This window comes from Acidiferrimicrobium sp. IK (assembly GCF_025499425.1).
Lineage (GTDB): Bacteria > Actinomycetota > Acidimicrobiia > Acidimicrobiales > Palsa-688 > Acidiferrimicrobium.
In genome coordinates, this window is sequence record NZ_JAIMCB010000015.1 from 105,538 (window position 1) to 122,687 (window position 17,150).

General features: G+C 68.1%; 18 protein-coding genes. 10 read left to right on the top strand and 8 right to left on the bottom strand.

From position 1 onward, the window contains the following. The first annotated feature begins 86 nt into the window (after positions 1-86). From K6U06_RS20550 to K6U06_RS20575, 6 genes are all read left to right on the top strand, one after another. Positions 87-569, top strand: coding sequence for an NADH-quinone oxidoreductase subunit B family protein (locus tag K6U06_RS20550; RefSeq protein ID WP_262323850.1), 483 nt, complete (start codon positions 87-89; stop codon positions 567-569). Between the two features lie 62 nt (positions 570-631). Continuing rightward, complete coding sequence (locus K6U06_RS20555; RefSeq protein ID WP_410051113.1) at positions 632-2,563, top strand: proton-conducting transporter membrane subunit; 1,932 nt, start codon at positions 632-634, stop codon at positions 2,561-2,563. Continuing rightward, positions 2,560-3,522 carry a respiratory chain complex I subunit 1 family protein gene (locus K6U06_RS20560; RefSeq protein ID WP_262323852.1) on the top strand — a complete coding sequence of 321 codons (963 nt, stop codon included), beginning with the start codon at positions 2,560-2,562 and terminating at the stop codon, positions 3,520-3,522. The genes K6U06_RS20555 and K6U06_RS20560 overlap by 4 nt, the downstream gene beginning before the upstream one ends. A 10-nt stretch (positions 3,523-3,532) precedes the next feature. Beyond that, positions 3,533-4,195: a hypothetical protein gene (locus tag K6U06_RS20565; RefSeq protein WP_262323853.1), complete on the top strand. Its 663-nt coding sequence runs from the start codon at positions 3,533-3,535 to the stop codon at positions 4,193-4,195. Beyond that, positions 4,192-5,661 carry a proton-conducting transporter membrane subunit gene (locus tag K6U06_RS20570; protein WP_262323854.1) on the top strand — a complete coding sequence of 490 codons (1,470 nt, stop codon included), beginning with the start codon at positions 4,192-4,194 and terminating at the stop codon, positions 5,659-5,661. Before K6U06_RS20565 ends, K6U06_RS20570 begins: the two co-directional genes overlap by 4 nt. A gap of 5 nt (positions 5,662-5,666) precedes the next feature. Then, positions 5,667-7,193 carry an NADH-quinone oxidoreductase subunit C gene (locus tag K6U06_RS20575; protein ID WP_262323855.1) on the top strand — a complete coding sequence of 509 codons (1,527 nt, stop codon included), beginning with the start codon at positions 5,667-5,669 and terminating at the stop codon, positions 7,191-7,193. Positions 7,194-7,218: 25 nt separating this feature from the next. Here the strand turns inward: K6U06_RS20575 and K6U06_RS20580 are convergent, their stop codons facing one another. From K6U06_RS20580 to K6U06_RS20590, 3 genes are all read right to left on the bottom strand, one after another. Next, positions 7,219-7,731 carry a pyridoxamine 5'-phosphate oxidase family protein gene (locus tag K6U06_RS20580; RefSeq protein WP_262323856.1) on the bottom strand — a complete coding sequence of 171 codons (513 nt, stop codon included), beginning with the start codon at positions 7,729-7,731 and terminating at the stop codon, positions 7,219-7,221. A 13-nt stretch (positions 7,732-7,744) separates the two neighbouring features. Further along, entirely contained in the window at positions 7,745-8,938 is a 1,194-nt protein-coding gene (locus tag K6U06_RS20585; protein ID WP_262323857.1) for a serine hydrolase domain-containing protein, read from the bottom strand. Positions 8,939-9,032: 94 nt separating this feature from the next. After that, a complete protein-coding gene (locus tag K6U06_RS20590) occupies positions 9,033-9,473 on the bottom strand; it encodes an ester cyclase (protein WP_262323858.1) in 441 nt (146 codons plus the stop codon). Between the two features lie 108 nt (positions 9,474-9,581). Between K6U06_RS20590 and K6U06_RS20595 the strand changes: the two genes are divergently transcribed. Next, complete coding sequence (locus K6U06_RS20595) at positions 9,582-10,184, top strand: TetR/AcrR family transcriptional regulator (protein WP_262323859.1); 603 nt, start codon at positions 9,582-9,584, stop codon at positions 10,182-10,184. Positions 10,185-10,224: 40 nt separating this feature from the next. On the opposite strand, the gene K6U06_RS20600 is transcribed toward K6U06_RS20595, so the two are convergent. Beyond that, positions 10,225-10,923 (bottom strand): SDR family NAD(P)-dependent oxidoreductase, encoded by a 699-nt coding sequence (locus K6U06_RS20600; RefSeq protein WP_262323860.1) that lies wholly within the window; start codon positions 10,921-10,923, stop codon positions 10,225-10,227. An 86-nt stretch (positions 10,924-11,009) separates the two neighbouring features. Here K6U06_RS20600 and K6U06_RS20605 point away from each other — a divergent pair, with 86 nt between their 5' ends. Further along, the gene (locus K6U06_RS20605) at positions 11,010-11,576 is read left to right on the top strand and encodes a TetR family transcriptional regulator (RefSeq protein WP_262323861.1); all 567 of its coding nucleotides are present in this window, start codon (positions 11,010-11,012) and stop codon (positions 11,574-11,576) included. A 264-nt stretch (positions 11,577-11,840) separates the two neighbouring features. Then, positions 11,841-12,287: a nuclear transport factor 2 family protein gene (locus K6U06_RS20610; RefSeq protein WP_262323862.1), complete on the top strand. Its 447-nt coding sequence runs from the start codon at positions 11,841-11,843 to the stop codon at positions 12,285-12,287. Between the two features lie 88 nt (positions 12,288-12,375). On the opposite strand, the gene K6U06_RS20615 is transcribed toward K6U06_RS20610, so the two are convergent. Further along, complete coding sequence (locus K6U06_RS20615; protein ID WP_262323863.1) at positions 12,376-12,831, bottom strand: winged helix-turn-helix transcriptional regulator; 456 nt, start codon at positions 12,829-12,831, stop codon at positions 12,376-12,378. A 109-nt stretch (positions 12,832-12,940) separates the two neighbouring features. On the opposite strand from K6U06_RS20615, the gene K6U06_RS24845 reads away from it, so the two are divergent. Continuing rightward, positions 12,941-13,642: a pyridoxamine 5'-phosphate oxidase family protein gene (locus K6U06_RS24845; RefSeq protein ID WP_410051109.1), complete on the top strand. Its 702-nt coding sequence runs from the start codon at positions 12,941-12,943 to the stop codon at positions 13,640-13,642. A gap of 251 nt (positions 13,643-13,893) precedes the next feature. On the opposite strand, the gene vanX is transcribed toward K6U06_RS24845, so the two are convergent. From vanX to K6U06_RS20630, 3 genes are read right to left on the bottom strand one after another with little or no spacing between them, the layout of a single operon-like run. Beyond that, entirely contained in the window at positions 13,894-14,610 is a 717-nt protein-coding gene (gene vanX, locus K6U06_RS20620) for a D-Ala-D-Ala dipeptidase VanX (protein ID WP_410051110.1), read from the bottom strand. Beyond that, complete coding sequence (gene vanA / locus K6U06_RS20625; RefSeq protein ID WP_262323864.1) at positions 14,607-15,641, bottom strand: D-alanine--(R)-lactate ligase; 1,035 nt, start codon at positions 15,639-15,641, stop codon at positions 14,607-14,609. Before vanA ends, vanX begins: the two co-directional genes overlap by 4 nt. Then, entirely contained in the window at positions 15,629-16,699 is a 1,071-nt protein-coding gene (locus K6U06_RS20630) for an NAD(P)-dependent oxidoreductase (protein WP_410051111.1), read from the bottom strand. The genes vanA and K6U06_RS20630 overlap by 13 nt, the downstream gene beginning before the upstream one ends. Positions 16,700-17,150 lie beyond the last annotated feature (451 nt).

The window sequence follows — 17,150 nt, forward strand, 5'->3', positions numbered from 1 at the left end:
GGGCAGTGTATCCGCGACCTCGCATAGCTGAGTATCCGCAAGAAATGTAAACTGCCAGCTATGTCAGGTGATTGGAGGTGGGGTGTATGGCTGGGTTGACAGGCCGGATCCGCCGCCTCGGCCGAATCGCCGAGCCGGCCCCGCCGGCTCCTGGGCCTCTCCAAGACGCCTCCGAGGTCGGTCGCGGGTCGCTGCAGCTGCGCCACGTGGACGCCGGATCGTGCAACGGGTGCGAGGTGGAGATCTCCGGCTGCTTCTCGCCGGTATACGACGCAGAGCGTTACGGCGCCCGGTTGGTGGCCTCCCCCCGCCACGCCGATGGGGTGCTGGTGAGCGGGGTCGTGACCAGGAACATGGCGTCGGCGCTGGTCGACGCGGTCAACGCGGTACCCGCCCCCAGAGTCGTGATCGCGGTCGGGGACTGCGCGTGTGACGGCGGCGTGTTCTCGGAGGCATACGGCGTGGTGGGACCGGCCGGCGCGGTCATCGGGGTCGACGTCGCGGTCCCGGGCTGCCCGCCGGAGCCGGCTCAGATCATCGACGCTCTGCGGAAACTGACGCGACGGTGACCGCTACCGTCGAGTCGACGGTCAGCGCGCCGCGGCGCGGGACCGGTCGGCCGGCGGCGGGGCTGGCCCCGGCGCTGGCCGGGACGGTGACAGTCGGGCTCGGCGGCGCCGCCGGGCTTCTCGGCGTGCTGGGGATCTCCGGGCATGGAGGCGGCGTGCGCTTGGGCTGGTTGCTGCCACTGGCCGGAGTGGACTTCGCGGTGTCGGCCACCGCCGGCCTGTTCATGCTCCTCGTCGGGCTGGTGGCCGTGGCAGCCGGTGTCTACAGCATCGGCTATTTCCGAACCTCTGGTGCGTCAACGATCACCTTGGCCGTGGCACCGGTGTTCACCGCGGCGATGTTGGGTGTGCTGGCCGCCGGCTCGGTGGTCACGCTGCTGGTGTGCTGGGAGATGATGGCCCTGGCGTCGCTCGTCGGGGTGCTGAGCGACCACCACCGCCCCGCCGCGCTCGACGCGGGCCGGTGGTACGCGGGCATGACCCAACTCGGCTTCGTCGCCATACTCGTCGGGCTGGTCGTGCTGAGCGCGTCGGGCGGCTCCGGCGACATGGTGTTGCTGGGCCGCCACGCCGGACGCCTGACCCCGACGGCCCGCAACGCGGTGTTCGCGTTGACGGCACTCGGGTTCGGGTCCAAGGCCGGGCTGGTCCCGCTGCACGTGTGGCTGCCGCGAGCCCATCCCGAGGCGCCCGGCCCGGTGTCGGCGCTGATGAGCGCCGCGATGGTCGCGGTCGGGATCTACGGTCTGGTCCGCGTCGACGTGCAGATCCTCGGGCCGGGACCCCGCTGGTGGGCGGTGGCGGTGCTCGGGTTCGGTGCCCTGTCGGCTGTGTACGGGGTGCTGCAGGCGTCGGTGTCGACCGACCTCAAGCGGCTGCTGGCGTACTCGACCACCGAGAACATGGGCGTCGTGGCCGTCGGGGTGGGCGCGGGGATGCTGCTGATCGACTACCACCGCCCGGGGGCCGCCGCGGTCGCCATAGCCGCGGCGCTCGTGCACACCGTCGCCCACGCCGTGTTCAAGGCGCTGTTGTTTCTGTCCGCCGGGGCGGCCGTCGCCGCCACCGGTATCCGCGACTTGGACCGCCTCGGCGGCCTGGCGGTCCGTATGCCGGCCACCACCATCCTCTTCGCGGTGGGGGCGCTCGGCGCGTCGGGGTTGCCGCTCGGCGCCGGTTTCGTGAGCGAATGGCTGCTCCTCCAGGCGCTGATACACACCGAACCCGGCTCGGGCACCCTCCTGGCAGTGGTCATGCCGGTCGCGGTCGGGGTGGTCGCGCTCAGCACCGGGCTGGGCGTGGCCGCCATGGTGAAGGCCTTCGGTGTCGGCTTCCTGGCCCGGCCCCGCAGCCCCGAGGCCGCCGAGGCCCGCGAGGCGTCACCGAGCATGGTGGCGGGGATGAGCTTCGCGGCCGCCGCGTGTGGGGTGGCCGCGGTCGCTCCGGTGGTGCTGTCAGCAGCATTGGACAAGGTGCTCGGGGAAACCCCCGGCGTCGGCCTGAGCGCCGCGCCCAGCCTCGGTGTGGTGCTGCGCCTGCCCGGCTTGGCCGGGTCGGTGTCACCAGCGGTCCTGGCCGCAGCGGTGGTGTCGGTCACCCTGGCGGTCGTCGTCCTCGCCGGGCGAGCCGGCGCCCGGCGGCGGCCGGCCGCGGTGACCGCGCCGCTTTGGACCTGCGGGGCCGGCCCGCTGAGCGAGCGGATGGAGTACACCGCGACGTCATTCGCCCAGCCGCTGCAGCAGGTCTTCGACGTGGTGCTCAGGCCCGAAGTCGACGTGGAGGTGTCCCACGCGGGGGGATCGGAGTACCTAGTCGAGCGGGTCCGGTTCCGGAGTCGGGTGGACGACACCGTCGAGCTGCGCCTGTACCGACCGATCCTCGCCGCCGTAAGCCGGTGGGCCGGTTGGGTCCGCCGGGCCCACCCCGGCAGCGTCCACCTCTACATCGGTTACGGCGCCATCGGGGTCACCGTCGTGCTGGTCGTGGCCCGGTGAACCCCGGCGGGATCTTGGGGGCGGCGGCCCAGACCGCCGCGGTCGGGCTCGGCGCGCCGGGCCTGGTGGGCGGGATGCGCCAGGTCCGGGCCCGGATGGAGGGACGGGCCGGTCCGGGAGTGGCCCAGCCCTACCGGGATCTGCGCAAGCTGCTCGGCAAGCAGTCGATCACCCCGGAAGGCACGACGGTTGTCTTCGCGGCCGCCCCGGCGGTCATCGCCGCCGCCACCCTGGTGATCGCCGCCACGATCCCGCTGGCCACCACCGCCTCCCCGCTCGACGGTGCCGCCGACCTGCTCGCAGTGGTCGGCCTGCTGCTGATCGGCACCGTCTCGTTGGTCCTGGCCGGCCTCGACACCGGCACCCCTTTCGGGGGGATGGGCGCCAGCCGGGAGACGACCATCGCGGCGCTGGTCGAACCGACGGTGCTCCTCGCCGTGTTCGCCCTGTCCATCCCGGCCGGGTCGTCCAACCTGGCCGTGATAGTGGCTGACACGCTGCGCCGTCCTAGCGACGTGCTCTCGCCGGCCGGCGCCCTGGCGTTCGCGGCGATCGTGGTGGTGATCATCGCCGAGACCGGACGCCTGCCGGTCGACAACCCGGCCACCCACCTCGAGCTGACGATGGTGCACGAAGCGATGGTCCTCGAGTACTCGGGCCCGAAGCTGGCGGTCATCGAGTGGGGTGCGGCCATGCGACTGACGGTCCTGCTCGGCCTGCTCGTCAACCTGTTCGCCCCGTGGGGCGTGGCCGGACGCCACGCCGGCCTGGTCGGTGTCGCAGCGGGCCTGGCGGCGGTCGCGGTCAAGGTGGCGGTGGCGGCGGCGGCGCTGGCCGCCGGGGAGGTCTACCTGGCCAAGATCCGGCTGTTCCGGGTACCCGAGCTGCTCGCCGGGTCGTTCCTGCTCGGCCTGCTGGCGGTCACCGCCTCCTACTTCCTGGCGTCACCGCAGGCGTGACGGTCCCTCGGTGAGCGCATCCGCGTACTTGAGCGGCGTCAACCTGGTCGCCGGAGGCCTCCTAGTGCTGACCGTCGCGGTGGTTTGGCGCCGCGACCTGGCCGCGATGATCCGCCTCCTGGCTCTGCAAGGCCTGTTCCTCGGCGCCATCCCGGTCCTGGCGGGCGTCTACCACCGCGACGCTCAGCTGGTGGTCGTGGGAGTGGCCGTGGCCGCTCTGCGAGCCGGCCTGTTCCCCCGCCTGCTGCGCGCCCGGCTGCGCGGTGAGCCGGCCGAGGACCGCGAAGCCGCCCCGCTTGTGACCACGACGGCGTCGCTGCTCGCGGCGGCCGCGTTGATCATCGTCGCCTACGTCGTCGCCGCTCCCGTCGTTCGCCTGGGTCCTGATGGACCGGCCCGGGCCGCCCCCGTCGGGTTCGCCATGGTGTTCATCGGGATCTTCCTGCTCGTCACCCGGCGCAAGGCCCTGTCGCAGGTGATCGGGCTGCTCATCCTCGACAACGGCATCGACGCGGTGGCTTTCGTGGCCGCGGCCGGGGTGCCGGTCATCGTGGAGCTCGGCGTGTCGCTCGATGTCCTACTCGGGGTGCTGGTACTCGGCGTGCTGGCCGGCCGCATGCACGCCAAGTTCGGCGGGACTGACCTCGACGAACTGAGGGAACTGCACGAATGACGACCGCCCTGCTGAGCCTCGCGCCGATCGTCATTCCCCTCGCCGCCGCCGGGCTGGCGCTGATCTGGGGCTGGACGCGCGTCACCTCGTGGGGGAACGTGGCCGCGTCGCTCGCCGTCTTGGCCTCCGGTGTCGGGCTGGCCGGCCAGGTCGCCCACCCCGTCTTCAGCGTCGGCCACCTGCTGCGAGCCGACACCCTCACCGCCGTCATGCTCATCGTCATCGGAGGCGTCGGCACCCTCGCCACCTGGTCAAGCATCGACTACATCGGCGCGGAGCTGGCGGAAGGCGCCACCACCGCGGCCGGCGCCCGCCAGTACGCCACGCTCGTCCCGCTCTTCCTGGCCGCCATGTCGCTGGCGGTGCTCGCCGACAACCTGGGGGTGATCTGGACCGCCATCGAGGCCACCACCGTCGCCACCGCGTTCCTCGTCGGTCACCGCCGGACCCGCCAGTCGCTCGAGGCCACCTGGAAGTACGTGATCGTCTGCTCGTTCGGGATCACCGTCGCCTTCCTCGGCACCGTCGTCATCTACCTGGCCAGCATCCACGCCGGCGCGCCGGCCTCCTCCGCGCTCAACCTCGACGTGCTCGCCGCCCACGCCGGCCGCTTCGACCCGGCGTTGACCCGCCTGGCGGTGGGGTTCCTCTTCGTCGGCTTCGGGGCCAAGGCGGGCCTGGTCCCGTTTCACACCTGGATCGCCGACGCCCACAGCCAGGCCCCCGGCCCGGTCTCCGCGCTGATGAGCGGCGTGTTGCTCTCCGTGGCGTTCTCGATCCTCCTGCGGCTACGGGTGATCTCCGACCTGGCCCTCGGCGACGGCTACATGCGGGTCATGTTCTTGACCGTCGGCCTGGCCACCCTTCTCGTCGCAGTGTCGCTCCTCGTCGGGCAGCGCGACCTCAAGCGGCTCCTCGCATATTCGAGCATCGAGCAGATGGGGCTGCTGGCCGTCGCGTCGGCTTCCCCGAATCGCCTGGCATCCGCCGGGGTGCTGCTGCTGATCGCCGCCCACGGCATGGCCAAAGCGGTCCTCTTCCTCACCGCCGGACAGCTGCAGCACGCCCATCACAGCTCGCTGATCGCCGACATCCGCGGCCTGCTGGCCCGCAGCCGGCTCCTCGGGACGACGTTCGCCGTCGGCCTGATCGGCCTGCTCGGCTTGCCTCCGTTCGGTCTCTTCGCCGCGGAGATCGCTATCGCCCGCGGCATGGCCGCCGACGAGCTGGCCGTCCCGCTCGGCGCGGCCGCTCTGCTGCTGGCCGTCGGGTTCATCGCCGTCACCCGGCACGGCACCGGCATGCTCCTCGGCAGCTCCCAGCGCGACGCACCCGCACTGGCGGTGTCTCGTACCGCCGCCGTGCCGCTGCTGGCCGGGATGGTCGCCCTCACCGCCCTTGGCGTGGTCGGCGGCCCAGTGAGCCACCTCTTCACCACCGCCGCCGCAGCCGTGGGCGGACGGTGACGACGATGTCTCCCGACGGGCGGGTCAGCCGCCGGGTCGCCCCGGCGGGGCTGCGGTCCCAGGCCGCGGATCTCCTCGGGGAGGGGTACCGCCTCGCTCTCGCGGCCTGCCACGACGACGGCGGCTCCCTACGCGCCGTCTACGTGTTCGCCGGCGGGCCGCCCTCCCGGCTCGTTGAGCTGCACGTCCCCATCGAAGCGGACCACCCGCACCTGCCCAGCCTGGCCGGGATCTCGTTTCCCGCCGGCCGCTTTGAGCGCGAGATGCACGACCTCTTCGGCGTCGTCCCCGACGACCACCCTCTGCCACGCCGCCTCGTGCGCCACCCGAACTGGCCGGCCGGGTGGTACCCGATGCGCCACGACGCCGGGCCGCCTCCGCCGTTCGACACCACCCAAGAGCCCTACCACTTCCTCCACATCGACGGGCCCGGCGTCTATGAGATCCCGGTCGGTCCCGTCCACGCCGGGCTCATCGAACCCGGCCACTTCCGGTTCTCCGTGGTCGGCGAGACCATCCTCAAGCTGAAGATCCGCCTCTGGTTCGTCCACCGGGGCATCGAGAAGCTCTTCGAAGGGCGACAGCCCGCAGACGGCGTCGCTTTGGCCGAGAGGATCTCCGGTGATACCGCCATCGGCCACAACCTGGCCTACACCCAAGCCGCCGAGGACGCCCTCGGGATCACCGTCACCCCCGGCGACGCCCGGCTCCGGGCCATGCTCCTCGAGCTGGAACGGGTCTACAACCACATCACCGACCTCGGCGCGCTGGCCAACGACGTCGGCTACTCGGTCCTGAACGGCCACGCCCAGCACCTCCGCGAGCAGCTCCTCCGCCTCAACCGCTCGGTCACCGGCCACCGCCTTCTCCGGGGGGCCATCGGCCCCGGGACGACCCACGTCCGGCAGCTCCCCGACAGGCGGGAACTGACTCGGCTCGGAGCGGACATGGCCGAACTGGCGGAGCTCGTCTTGGCCAACAGCACCGTCCGGGACCGCTTCGCCCGCACCGCCCGCCTCACTGCCGCCCAAGCCGGCGACCTCGGTTGCCTCGGCTACGTGGCGCGCGCCAGCGGAGTGACCGTCGACGCCCGCCACGACCACCCCACCTGCGACCTTCGACCCGAACCAGTCGTCCACCAAACCGGCGACGTCCTCGCCCGCTTCCTCGTCCGGCGCGACGAGATCGCCGCCTCCCTCACCCTCATCGACGAGATCATCGAGTCGGGCCCCGGCCCCGGCCCGGGGCCGGCGGCCGGATCGCCAGGTGCGGTGACCGCCGGCCGGCTCGACGGTGCGCGCGCAGCCCCCGAGCATCGCAGCGGGTCGGGCGTCGGGATCGTCGAAGGATGGCGAGGGACCATCGTCCATCGCGTCGAGATCACCGACGGCGCCATCACCCGCCACAAGATCGTCGACCCCTCCTGGTTCAACTGGCCCGCGTTGCCGGTCGCGCTTGGCGACACCATCGTCCCGGACTTCCCGCTCACCAACAAGAGCTTCAACCTGTCCTACGCCGGCAACGACCTGTGACCTGACACGAGCCTCGGTGTGCGGGTCACCCGCCGAAGCGGAACCGGGTCTGGGCGAATTCGCCCTTGGCGAAGGACAGCACTTTGTGGGGACGGACGCCAAAGACGTGGGCGACGCCCGCTCCGTGGTGGAAGGCGCCGTCGCGCACGTCGTATTGCCAGCCGCCGTTGTACTTGGTCTGCCACAGGGCGGCCAGGGTGCGAAGTGACTCGTCGTCGGTGACCCGCGCGGCTCTTCCCTCGACCATGACGTCGAGACCGGCATTCCAGCGGTTCTCGCCGGTCGTCAGCGCACACTGGTCGTTGGCGCTCAGGTTGCGGGCCTTCTGCTCGTGGGGACCGGTGCAGAAGTGGAGGGCGCCGTCGTGCCACACCGCCGGTAGCGGGGTGACGTGGGGGCGCCCGTCTCTGCGCACCGTGGAGATCCAGAACAGCTCGGCCGATACGAGCACGGCGAGGACGTCCTCCCACGGGGTTGGCGGGGCCCCGGGCGCGCTGAAGCCGGCGTGAAGATCGGCGGTCGGAGCAGGCGATGACATGACGAACCACTGATCAGTTGTCGAGTGCGGTGTATGCGCCGGTCCAGAAGTCCTGGACTACCGGCGGCGGGGGGAACGGGCCGGCAAAGGCGTCGGTGCTGAGCATGACGCCGATGAGGGCGTTGCTCGGGTCGTTCGACCAGACGCTGCCCATGCCGCCGGCCCAGCCGTACGACCCGACGGTGGGCCCGAGCCCGCTGCCGCGGATCTGTACGCCGACGCCGAATCCCCAACCCTGGGAGCCGTCGGGCAGCGGCCCGGCTGCGCCGCTGCCGACATCGATCTGGTCGGTGGTCATGGCGTCGACGGCGGCGCGTGACAAAAGGCGGGAGCCGTCTGGGAGGCGCCCGCCCGATAGGAGCATCCGGGCGAACGCGTGCAGGTCGTCCACGGTCGACACCAGGCCGGCCGCGCCGGACGGAAAGGCGGGCGGCTTCGCCCATTGGCCGTCGGGAGGATCGAAAACGAACCGTGCGCCGGCTGCGTCGGTGCCGTAGCAGGTCCCGAACCGGTCGACGTCAGCGACGGAGAAGGCGGTGTCAACCATGCCCAAGGGCTCCAACACCCGTTCTCGCACGGCGACGTCTAGCGGTCGGCCGGCGGCGCGTGCGATGAGCACGCCGAGCACATCGGATCCGCTGTTGTAAAGCCACCGCTCGCCGGGTTGGGACAGCAGCGGCAGCGTCGAGAGCCGGCGCATCCACTCGTCCGGCGGCGGCGGTACCTGCGGTTCGGGCGGACCGGCGCCGGGCTCGAGCTCGGCCAGCGCCTCGAGGAACGGTTGGGGCCAAGGCGCCGCGAAGTCCATGCCGATGCCGAGCCGGAACGTCAACACGTCGCGCAGGGTGATCGGCCTCTGGGCGGCCACGGTGGCGCTGTCGAGTGGACCGCGGCCGTCGACGAGCACCCGCCGGTCGGACAGCTCCGGGAGCAGCGCGTCGACGGGATCGTCCAGCCGCAGCGTGTAGTCCTCCACGAGGGTGAGGGCTGCCACCGCCACGATCGGCTTGGTCATGGACGAGATACGGAAGATGCTGTCGCAACCGACAGGAGTCGGCTCGGCCCGGGTGAGCCGGCCGGCGACACCGACCTCCACCTGATCGCCGGCGGCGACCAGCCAGGCCACGCCGCCGACCCCGTCCGCCTCGACGTGGTGGCGCATCGCCTGCCCGAGGCGAGCGAGGCGCTGAGGGTCGAATCCGCTCATGTGGGTTCAGACGCCCCGGCGGTCAAGAACTCATCTCCGGCGTCGCCCGGGCCGGCGCGGGGGGCTTCAGGCTCGGCTTTCGGAGCCCGGCGGGCTAGGCAGCTCCGACGGCGCCGACGGCGCCGACGGGCAGCTGTGGGATCACCCCCACTTGCTGGAACACCTCGAGGACGTTGAGCTCGTCCCAGTGCTCCACGAACATCCCGTCAGCGACTCGCCAGATGTCGATGGAGCGCATCTCGACGGCGTTGCCGCTGGCGGGGATGCCGAGCAGTTCCCCGGTCTGGGTGCCCCGGTAGGTGTAGCGGCCGACGACGCGGTCGCCGGCGACGATCAGATCCTCCTGGGTGACTTCGAGGTCCGGCAGGGCGGCGTAGAACATCGTCCACAGCTGGCGGTTGGCCTCGCGTCCGTCGGCGACGAAGGGGTTGTGGTTGCGGTAGTCGACGGCGACGTACTCATCGACCAGGTCCGGCCGGTGGGTCTTGTGCATCTGGAGGTACGTCGCGGCGAGCTGCTGGGCGTCTTTGCTCATGATGGGGTCCTTCGTTCGGGGGATGAAGATTCGCTAGCAACGCTAACCCCCCGTTCCCAGCCTGTCAATAGCGTTGCTCGCATCGCAAGCGGTGCTACCATCGTTTCGATGACCGTCGACGATCGCCGCCAGCGCGAGCGCACCGCACGCCGGCAGCTCATCGTCGCCACCGCCCGCGACCTGGCCGAGCAAGAAGGGTGGGACGCGGTGACCACCCGCCGGCTGTCGACGGAGATCGAATACAGCCAGCCGGTGATCTACAAGCACTTCACGTCGATGGAGGACCTCATGGACGCCGTCGCCCTCGAGGGATTCAGCGAACTCGCCGAATCCCTAGGAGCAGCCCGCCGTGACGGTCCTCCCGGCGACGCGCTGCGTCGGGTCGCCCACGCCTTCATGTCGTTCGCGGCCGAGAACCCGGCGCTGTACGACGCGATGTTCTCCCGCACGACCCGCCTGCGGTTCGGTGCCCCAGATAGCCCGGCCGCCCTGGTGGCCGGCTTCGAGGAGCTGCGGCAGGCCATTGTGGACTCCACGACCACCACCAGCCCGGAGGTGGAGACGCTCACCGAGGTGATCTGGTCGGCCCTGCACGGGCTGACCACACTGGCCCGCGGAGGTCGGCTGCGGCTTGGGCTGGACCGCGAACGCATCGAGCTGCTGGTTGGTCATTTCGTCAGCGGCCGGTCCGTGGTCATCCCGGGCTCATAGCGTCCCCGTGGGTCCGTCCGCCCGGATGCCGCTCGATGCGCTACCAGGGCAGCTCACCGGCAAGCTCTTGGAACGTGCCGGTCGGCCCGTCCGGGCCGATCGTCGCCATCCGTACGATGATCTCAGCGCCGTCCTCGACGGGTTGGCCGCCGTCGTGTCCTTTGTTGAAGTCCGTCGCCGTATAGCCGGGCTCGACCGCGTTGAACTTGATCTGTGGGAGGGCCTTCGCGTACTGGACGGTCAGCATCGAAACCGCCGCCTTGGTCGCCGAGTACACGACCGTGGCGAAACGGGACTGGGGGCGGTCGGGGTTGGTCACCGCCCAGAACGATCCGAGGCCGCTCGACACGTTCACGACCACAGGATTCCGCGACTTCCTCAGCAAGGGCAGTGCAGCCTGGGTGGCGCGGACAATCCCAACCGCGTTGGTGTCGAACTGCGCTAGCGCGCTGGCGCCGGTAATGCCGTCGGCCCCGATCTGTCCGTCCCAGATACCGGCGTTGTTGATCAAGACATCGAGGCGGCCTTCTTCCCCGTCGATGGCCTGCATGGCTGCTCGCACCGACTCGTCATCGGTCACATCGATCGGCACCGCTCTGCAGCCGAGCTTCCCCGCCGCTCGCCTGCCTCGTTCCGGGTCGCGGGCTCCGACGTAGACGGTGTGTCCCTGCCCGACGAGCCGTCGCGCCGTTTCGTAGCCGAGCCCTCGGTTGGCTCCAGTGATGAGGGTGACAGGCATTCCGTACCTCCTTGACTAACCAGTTACCCAAAGCATGGCGCAGGGTAACCGGTTAGTCAAGTAGGGTGGTGGTTGGAGTAGACGCGATGTCGAGAGCTGACGAGACCAAGACGAAGATCCTCAACGCCGCCCTTGAGGAGTTCTCCACCTACGGCGTGGCCGGCGCCCGGGTGGACCGGATCTCTGCGGCCGCCGGTTGCAACAAGAACCTCCTGTACGTCTACTTCACGAGCAAGGAGAACCTGTTCACGACTGTCCTCGAACAGCACCTGCGGCGGGTCTACGAAGACATCCCCTTCACGCCCGAGGACCTGCCCGGCTTCGCCGGCCGTGTGTTCGACTTCGCCATGGCCAATCCGAACCTGATGCGACTCCTCGCTTGGTCGACGCTCGAACCGACAATCGGGTCGCTCGCCGGTCGAGCGCCTTCTCACGACGCCAAGATCGAAGCGCTCCAGAGGGCCCAAAGCGGCGGTCTCACGAGCGCCGAGTTCTCGCCGGCGTTCCTCGTCACCACGGTGATGGCCGTGGCCACCGCCTGGTCGGCCGCCTCCCCTTTCGCTACTTCAGAGCAACCCCCGCTGCCCGACTTGCGGCGTCAGGTGCTCGACACAATCCGGCGCCTGTCATCCACCGCCGCTGAAGACGCTTGACCATTGGACCGGGATCGGACGCCCGGCCCGCGTGCTCGGTCGGCGTGCCGGTGGTGTCTGTGGTGGCGGTGGTGGCGGCGCTGAACGATCAGGCCCTCGGCCCTGTTTCCGCCCGGGGGCGTGAATCCCGTGGGCATCCGGTCGGGGGCTGCGGGTTGCCCTCCGCCCGGGGCGCCCGCCGATTCGGGCCGTTCCCTCCCCGCCAGGCGAGCTCTACAATCACGATGTGAGCCGTGACAGCGCCCGCCCCCCGCAGGAGTAGAGGTGACCAAGTACACGGCGGACAGCTCGAACTTCGGTGCTGATGGTCCCTTCTTCCGGATCATCCGAGACGGGCTGAAGGGCCTCGTCGACGGTGAGGACTACTTCGATCTGCTGGCTGAAGATGTCGTCTTCGAATACGTGATCTCGGTGCCCGGGTATCCGAGAAGGGTCGAGGGACGGCAGAACGTCATCGAGCTGTACCGCGACTACGACAGCTTCATGACTGTTCGCAGCGCCGACCACCTCCGGGTCTACCGAGATCCAGCCGCGGGAGTCGTGGTCCTCGAATACGAGGTACACGGTCAATCAGTGCAGACCGGGCGCCCTTATGACAACCGCTTCGCCTCCATCGTTACGGTGCGGGATGGCAAGGTGACGCACTGGCGCGACTACCTCGACCCCCTCGCCGTGTTCGACGCCACAGGGTGGCCCGAAGGCAAGCCCTGAGCACGGTCCGCCCCAGGGCGGGACTCGATCCTCGGGAACGCAAGCCGGGGCCGACCCTCGCAGGCTGACAGCACGAGCGCCCAGTGGGTTACGCGGCGGCGCCCGGCCCGGGCAGCACTTCGACATCGCCAGCGCGCATCGATCCGCCGCAGCTCGAGCAGCGAAGCTCCACGTGGCTCATCTCCCCACAGGCGCGATGGCGATAAAGGACCGGAGGACCGGCCTCCGTGGCGAGCCACTTGTCGCCCCAAGCGACCATCACCATCAGCAGTTCAACAAGCTCCGAACCCTTGGCGGTCAGCAGGTACTCGTACCGAGGCGGTCGCGTGTCGTATTGCCGACGCTCCAGGACTCCAGCCTCGACGAGCCACTTCAACCGCTCCGTCAGCACCTTTCGGGAGATTCCCAGATCGCTTTGGATCTGCTCGAATCGGTCGATCCCCACGTACACGTCGCGCAGGATCAACGGGGACCACGGCTCTCCGATTACGTCCAGGGTGCGGGCGATCGAGCACGCCATGTCCCCGAACCGGGTGCGCTGCATAGAACTCCTCCAGAAGGGGTTCCCTTAGGGAACTTGCTGTGTTACGTTGACGATAGCACGTTCCCTTAAGGAACGCACCGCGGCACCAAGTGCACAAGGAGGAGAGACTGTGACCGCCACCCAGGCCGCAACCGACGCACGACGGCTTCCCCAAGGAGACCTCCGGCTCTTGGAGACCGACCTCGCCCGCCAGCTGCTCAGTTCTTCCATCCCAGCCCGACTGGCGTTCGTCGCGCCCGACGGCACGCCGCGAGTGGTCCCCACATGGTTTGAGTGGAACGGCACCGAGATCGTCATGGCCGCCTACGTCGCTGGACCCAACGCGGGTATCCGTCATACCGCCACACGCCTTGCCGCTCTTCGCGCGAACCCGTCCGTCGCTTTGACGATCGACACCGACCAATTCCCGCCCCAGAGCCTCACCGTGCGCGGCCGGGCCGAGATCACCGAAGTCGATGGGCTTGGCGTGCCGGGTATGAGCGCCAAGGTTGTCTCGTCGGCGGTACCACCGTCGGGCATCGAAAGCGGTGACCGTGCCCGTGGGCCCGAGAATGGAAACTTCATCGGGTTTGGCCCTCGGTGGGATCGCGACCCCGTGTCGAGGTGGCTGCCTGAGCTGAGACGACTTCCAGTGCGCCCTCGTCGGGGGATTGCACATCGGTCAGGTAGACAGCGATCTTCAGGGTCACCCTGGGCTGGTTCCGCCAGACCAGCCGCATATCCCGTCCTAACAGGCCATTGTCACGATGCCAGCGGCGGGCGCAGGTGGGCAGGTGTACGTCAAGATGGCAGTGGTTTATGTAGATGTTAGGGTGAGAGAAGCTCGACTGCTAACGCCAACAGAGCCGGCCAGTCGACGACCTCTGCCAGATCCCACTGCTGGGCTAGGCCTGACAGCTGGTGAAGCTGCCCTTCGGAGCCGGTATCGGGCTGCTACCACCGTAACCGCATCGACCAAACGGCAAGAAAGCGGCGAGTCAAGGAAGCCGACTGCCGACCAGCCTTGATCTGCCGCGGCGCTGACTATCTCAGCGGTGCTAGCGCCTGCTGGTTGGCTGTACGTCATGCCGGCCACCCGAGGCGACAAAAGGGAGGCCCAGGACACGCGTAGGCGGTGTCAGCTTCACCGTCTCTATTACCCAGGTCGTGGATTGGGAGGAGCCGGGACGTGATGGCAAAATCAAAGTAACTGTCGGGATAAGGTTCGTCTATCAGCGTGTAGTGCCACCACTCGCATTTGTATGCGCTGAAGCCGCAGCCCTCCATGATTGAGCAAAGCTTGTGGCGGTTTGTCGCTTCGAGTCGTGTGATTCCTTCGGCTCCATGATGTGAGATCGGGTCCATGAGGTCGTGGTCGCCGCCGATCGGCGCCAGGTCGCCGGTGCCCAGGTGGTAGAGCGTCAGGTCGACTGTGCTGCCGCGACTGTGGCCCGATTTGGCGGCGACATACCCCTTTTCGAACATCTGGGCTCTGTCGATGTTCGGGTAGTGACGAGGTTTCGTTCGACCGTCTTCGGGCTGCTTCGCCCAGCGTAGGAATGATTCTACTGCGCGTTGCGGGCGGTACCCGTCCCAAAGAAGCAGACCGAAGCCGAAAGATGCTGCCTTGTCTCGGGCTTCCTCGAGGGCTTCACCCAAGGCCCGCGTCCCGACGATTCGGTTCGCGAAGTACCCGTCGACCGGTTTGCCGGTGAAGTTGTCCCACGTGGCGTATTTGGCGTCCCAGCGTATTCCGGGTACGACTTCGTCGATAAACACGAACCCGGGTGGCAGTGTCATGGCGCGCTCAATGCCAAGGACAGGATTCGGTCGATCACTTCGCTGAGCGAGAAACCGGCGGCGGCCATCATTCTCGGGTACCGGCTGTAAGAGGTCATGCCGGGTAACGTGTTGACCTCGTTGAGGACCACGGTTCCATCCTCTTTCAAGAAGGTGTCGACCCGTGCGAGTCCCTGGCAGCCCAAGGCCCGGTAGAGGGTTCGTGCTGTGTCTTGGACGAGTGCACGGGCGTGGGCGGAAATGTCGGCCGGGACGATGAAGGTTGCGTTCTCGGAGCCGGTTTCGGGTTGACGCTCCTGATGGATCCGGAAAAACCCGTGCGACAGGGCCACGCGGTCGGGCTCGCCGACGAGCAGATCAGGGCTGTTCCCGAGCACCGCGCATCCCACCTCGCTGCCAATGACCGCTTCTTCGATCAGCACCTTCGTGTCGTACTGTCGGGCGGTCTCAACCGCCCTCAGCAGTCCTTCTCTGTCAGATACCTTGCTCACACCGAACGACGACCCCGAACGGGCCGGCTTCACGAAGACCGGATAGCTGAGCACGTCGAGATCGAGATCCTCGTCCGCCGTGACAGTGCAGAACGCTGGGATGGCGATCCCTGCGCGCTCCGCGACCATGTAGGCGAGGGACTTGTCCATGCAAAGCGCAGAGCTTTGGATATCGCAGCCCACGTAGGGTATGCCGGACAGCTCCAGCAAGCCCTGGATGACGCCATCCTCACCGTGCTTGCCGTGCAATACGGGCAACACGACGTCCAGCCTTACTGTCTCGTATCGCCCATCCTCGAGGACAAGCAGTCCGTGCACGCTGCTGTCGGGGGACAGCACCGCCTGGCGGCACCCGTCGGTCTCCCAGTTAGTGTCGGGACTGTCGCAAAGCTTCCAAGCCCCGCCTCTCGTGATCCCGACATAGAACGGTTCATACTTTTTGATATCAACGGCTCTAGCGACCTCGAGCGCGGACTTGACAGACACGGGGTGCTCTTCGGAGCATCCGCCGAAGATGACCGCGACCCTCAACCTCTCCATGGCGTCCTGCTCTCGAAGCGGCGGCAGTTGAGGAGCGTGTTCTCAACGATGTCGGCCAGGGCGTGGTCGGTGTAGTAGGCCGTGTGGGGAGTGATCAATACGTTCGGCAGCTGCTGTAACCGCAGCAACAGCCGGTTCTCGACAGGCTTGTGACGTTGATCGGAGTAGAAGATGCCTTGCTCCCCTTCGAGGACATCGAGTGCGGCCCCTCCGAGCCGGCCGCTTTCCAGCGCGCGAAGGAGCGCCACGGTATCGAGGAGTCCACCGCGGCCTGTGTTGATGATGAAGGCGCCGCGCTTCATCTGTTCGATGCGGTGACGGTTCAAGAGGTGATGGGTGCCGGCCTCGAGCGGCGTATGGAGCGTTACAACGTCGCTCTGCTCCAATAACACGTCAAGAGGCACATAGTCGGCGTCCGTCTTGGGACCGCGGTCATAGGCCAGGAGCCGGCAGCCGAAACCTCGCAGCCTGCCCATAACTGCTGAGCCGATACGCCCAACCCCGATAACGCCGACGGTCATGTCGCGGAGTTCTCTGCCCGGGGTATCATTCAACCGGTAGTCGTTATCCTCAACTCGTCGCATCGTCGATTTGGTCTTCCGAATTAGCATCAGCATCAACATCAGCGTGTAGTCAGCGACGCTGTCGGCTGAGTAGACGACGTTCTCAACCGTGATGCCGACCCGCTGCGCGGACTCCACGTCGACATGGTTGCATCCAACGCTTCGTGTGCAGATGTACTTCACGCCAGCTTCGCCGAGGGCAACAAGGATCGACTTCGTGATCTGCGATTTGTGATCCACGCTGATGCATCGAGTCCCAGATAGTCGGTCAAGATTGACGTCTGATACCGCGGCCTCTACCAGAGTTGGAACAACACCGAGGCGAGGGGCGATCTGGCCGAATAGGGTTGCCTCGTTCGGTCCGCAGCCATACACCGTGAGCCCCAGCTTCGCCACGGCGCTATCTGCCCCGTGATGGTCGTGTGCGGTCGAGGAGGGGTGGTAGACCACTGATCGGGCGTGCGAGGCCGTTTCTGCCGTGGCGCTTTGGGTCATGCTCCCCAGTCAACTCAGGGCGATGTTGCCAGCCCGTATGCAGTTTTCGATATGCCGGCGATATGCGCCCAGCCCGAATCGCGGCCCGCCCTGCCTGCTCCCAGTGCTGTGTCAGTGACCGGCTGCACAGCCTCAGCGCCGTGGAAGAAAAGGATGCGCTCCCGGATGCCGGTACGACCAAGTTCTACAACTGGCGACTTGTCTGCCCCTTGCCTCTCTGATGCGGCCGGCCCGTGGGCGGCTGGGCGTAGGCGACTGCCGACAGCGTCGTGCCGTCCTTCCGCCTGGATCACCGGCGCTGCGAAGAGCCGTCGGTCACGTGTGACACTTAGCCTGGAAGCACCGTTCCGCTGATGGGGTGAATCAGCGCGTATCCGCGGAAAATGCCCTCTGACCTGGGAGGATGGCGGTTCTCTACGCCAACCAACTTCCCGATCAGAAGGGCATCTTC

Coding starts and splice junctions, on each gene's coding strand:
- K6U06_RS20605 (WP_262323861.1), top strand. CDS start 11,010: ATGTCGAGAGCTGACGAGACCAAGACGAAGATCCTCAACGCCGCCCTT.
- K6U06_RS20570 (WP_262323854.1), top strand. CDS start 4,192: ATGACGACCGCCCTGCTGAGCCTCGCGCCGATCGTCATTCCCCTCGCC.
- K6U06_RS20580 (WP_262323856.1), bottom strand. CDS start 7,731: ATGTCATCGCCTGCTCCGACCGCCGATCTTCACGCCGGCTTCAGCGCG.
- K6U06_RS20595 (WP_262323859.1), top strand. CDS start 9,582: ATGACCGTCGACGATCGCCGCCAGCGCGAGCGCACCGCACGCCGGCAG.
- K6U06_RS20590 (WP_262323858.1), bottom strand. CDS start 9,473: ATGAGCAAAGACGCCCAGCAGCTCGCCGCGACGTACCTCCAGATGCAC.
- K6U06_RS20585 (WP_262323857.1), bottom strand. CDS start 8,938: ATGAGCGGATTCGACCCTCAGCGCCTCGCTCGCCTCGGGCAGGCGATG.
- K6U06_RS20600 (WP_262323860.1), bottom strand. CDS start 10,923: ATGCCTGTCACCCTCATCACTGGAGCCAACCGAGGGCTCGGCTACGAA.
- K6U06_RS20630 (WP_410051111.1), bottom strand. CDS start 16,699: ATGACCCAAAGCGCCACGGCAGAAACGGCCTCGCACGCCCGATCAGTG.
- K6U06_RS20615 (WP_262323863.1), bottom strand. CDS start 12,831: ATGCAGCGCACCCGGTTCGGGGACATGGCGTGCTCGATCGCCCGCACC.
- K6U06_RS20550 (WP_262323850.1), top strand. CDS start 87: ATGGCTGGGTTGACAGGCCGGATCCGCCGCCTCGGCCGAATCGCCGAG.
- vanA (WP_262323864.1), bottom strand. CDS start 15,641: ATGGAGAGGTTGAGGGTCGCGGTCATCTTCGGCGGATGCTCCGAAGAG.
- vanX (WP_410051110.1), bottom strand. CDS start 14,610: ATGACACTGCCACCCGGGTTCGTGTTTATCGACGAAGTCGTACCCGGA.
- K6U06_RS20575 (WP_262323855.1), top strand. CDS start 5,667: ATGTCTCCCGACGGGCGGGTCAGCCGCCGGGTCGCCCCGGCGGGGCTG.